At 51.1% G+C, this 2,791-nt stretch carries 2 protein-coding genes; both read left to right on the top strand.

All coding sequences use genetic code 11. From position 1 onward, the window contains the following. The first annotated feature begins 296 nt into the window (after positions 1–296). A complete protein-coding gene (locus AC3DOM_RS17240; RefSeq protein WP_487920273.1) occupies positions 297–1,316 on the top strand; it encodes a zinc-dependent alcohol dehydrogenase in 1,020 nt (339 codons plus the stop codon). A gap of 151 nt (positions 1,317–1,467) precedes the next feature. Continuing rightward, entirely contained in the window at positions 1,468–2,664 is a 1,197-nt protein-coding gene (locus tag AC3DOM_RS17245; protein WP_487920274.1) for an aldo/keto reductase family protein, read from the top strand. Positions 2,665–2,791: the final 127 nt, after the last annotated feature.

Here is a 2,791-nt window from a genome sequence, read left to right on the forward strand (position 1 = left end):
ATGGATTCGGCTCAGTTGTCGGTTGTTAAAGTTCAGCTTTTTTCAGTGGAGTCACTATAGGATTTACCTAAAACACATTTTTGCTGGCAGCAATGCTCTGCGTTGGGACAAGGATTTTAGAAATGCGTAAGTCCTACTCTATTTTAAAAGATAGAGGCTGTTTTCCCTTTTTTGGGACTAAAATATACTTGCATGAAAAAACTATCAGAAAGAAAACCATTTGCATCGTGCTCAAGTTTTTGACCCATTTGCGGAATAAATTGAAATCTCTCTGAAAACCAGAGAAGGAGAATGCCATGCTTCAAGCCATTATGACAAACCCGGGAATAATCGAATTTCGGGAAATTGGGAAACCCCAACCGGCCAGTGATGAGGTCCTGATCCGGATCAAGAGGATTGGCGTCTGTGGGTCGGATATCCATGTTTATCATGGGCTGCATCCTTACACCGCCTACCCGGTCGTACAGGGACATGAGGTCGGTGGGGTGGTTGCCGAAACGGGGGCGAAGGTGACAGGTTTTAGCCCTGGCGACAAGGTGGTCTTTATGCCGCAGGTCACCTGTGGGGAGTGCTATCCCTGCCGGCATGGCATGGTCCACATCTGCGATAACTTGCAGGTGATGGGATTCCAGACCGACGGGGCGGCCCAGGAGTTTTTCTCCGTCAAGGCTGAGAAGGTGTTGAAATTACCCGCAACCATGAGCCTCGACGAGGCGGCCCTGATCGAACCGATCTCGGTGGCGGTTCATTCCCTGTCCCGCGGGGGAAACATAAAAGGACGGAAGATGCTCGTCCTTGGTGGGGGGACGATCGGCAACCTGGTTGCCCAGGTCGCCCAGGCCTCGGGCGCGGAAGCAGTTTTGCTGACCGATATCAGTGAGTATAAATTAAACAAAGCACGGGAATGCGGGATCAGGAACGTGGTCAATCCCGAAAAAGAAGATCTCTCCCTGGCTATCCTGAAATATTTTGGTCCGGACAAAGCCGACCTGATCATGGAGTGTGTCGGTGTCCAGCCGACCATTACCCAGGCGATTGTCACTGCGCGCAAGGGCAGCACGATTGTGGTGGTGGGGGTTTTTGGCAGGAAACCAGAGGTTGATCTGGGCCTGGTGCAGGATCGCGAACTCAGCCTGGTTGGGACCCTGATGTATCAGAAAGAGGATTACGAGCGCGCCATCGAATTGGCAGCGTCTGGCAAACTATCTCTGGACCCAATGGTGACCCAGCGTTTCGCTTTCAAGGATTATCCGCAGGCCTACGAATCTATCGAAGGCTCGGGCGGTGACTATCTGAAGGTAATGATCGATCTCTAAATTTTAGTAGATCACGATTTCGTCATTGCGAGGCAGTTTTGCCGCCGAAGCAATCCAAAATTAAGGTCGGGAGATTGCTTCACTTCGTTCGCAAAGACGTTATTTTTGTAGAATCGTGAAGCACTAAGTTTAGGAACAGGAGATATGGTTTATGAAAGCAGGAAATCTTGCTGGTGAATTGAATATCGATCAGCGTATTCAGGGAATCGACCCACAATCTGTGCACCAACTCAGGTTGGCCAGCGGGGCGCTGATGCCGGCTGCCGGGTTCGGAACATTTCATTCCGATTGGGCGCAGGCCTATATCAAGGCGGCCACTGTTGAAGCGATTCGGGTGGGCTGGAGGCATATCGATACTGCCCGGGCCTATGAGAATGAGGAGGTTGTCGGGGAGGCGATCAGCGATGCCATCCGACTGGGATATCTCTCATCGCGGAGTGAGTTATTCATTACCGCGAAACTCTGGAACGGCCACATGTGCAAGCAGGATGTTGAACCAGCCTTGAATAATACCCTCCGTGCTTTGGGTGTGGAGCAGGTGGATATGTATCTCAATCATTGGCCCTGGCCTAATGTGCATGTGCCGGGCGCGACAGGCGATTTTCGCAATCCCGATGCGGTTCCCTATATTCACGAAGCCTTCATGGAAACCTGGGGAGAGATCGTCAGATTAAAAAAGGCCGGGAAGATCGTGGATATCGGGGTATCCAACCATACCGAAGCCACCTTGAAGTTATTACTGAGAGATAGCGATGCTTATTCACGACCGGTCCTTAATCAAATGGAGCTTCACCCTTTGTTCCAGCAAACCAAGCTGCGCAGGTTCATGGAAAGTCAGGGGATCACCTGCACCGGCTACATGCCCCTCGGTTCCCCGCACAGACCCAGGCGTGATCGCTTCAAAGAGCATCGCGCAGATCTGCTGGATCCCCTTATTCAGGCGATTGCCGCTGCGAACGATATTTCAGCGGCAATGGTTTGTTTAAACTGGGCCCATTTGCGGGAGAATAAATCGGGGGGCTATGTCGCCATGTCAACCAGAAGCAAATGGATGGTGGACAATCTGAGTGCCGCTACCCAGGATTTCCTGTCGCCTGAGCAGATGGTGGCAATTTCTGGGAACGACACCCCCGTGCAGCCCGGGATCGATGCCAATAACCGCCTCATCCGGGGACAGGTCTTCCTGTGGCCGGAAGCCCTCGGCGACTGGCGCGTCCTGTGGAACGACAGCCAGGTCTTTGAAACCAGGGCCGCTTATCAAAGGTTCAAAAAATCTTTTTCCAGGCATTACGCGGTCTGGAAAGATACGGTCTTTCATGTGCCGGTATTTGGTCCTTCAGCACATTAAGAGTGAAGTTTAGTCGTCGCTTTTCTGTTTATGACAAATGACATTTGTTATTGAGTATTAATACTTGTATATTTAACTTTAGTTTCCGCTAAAAGGAGATAACGAAATAGCCGGAGAATTATTCCCG

The sequence above is a fragment of the Candidatus Desulfolinea nitratireducens genome (assembly GCF_982879505.1).

What these genes read in the sequence shown, in the direction of transcription:
- AC3DOM_RS17240 (WP_487920273.1), top strand. Translation starts at nt 297, where the DNA reads ATGCTTCAAGCCATTATGACAAACCCGGGAATAATCGAATTTCGGGAA.
- AC3DOM_RS17245 (WP_487920274.1), top strand. Translation starts at nt 1,468, where the DNA reads ATGAAAGCAGGAAATCTTGCTGGTGAATTGAATATCGATCAGCGTATT.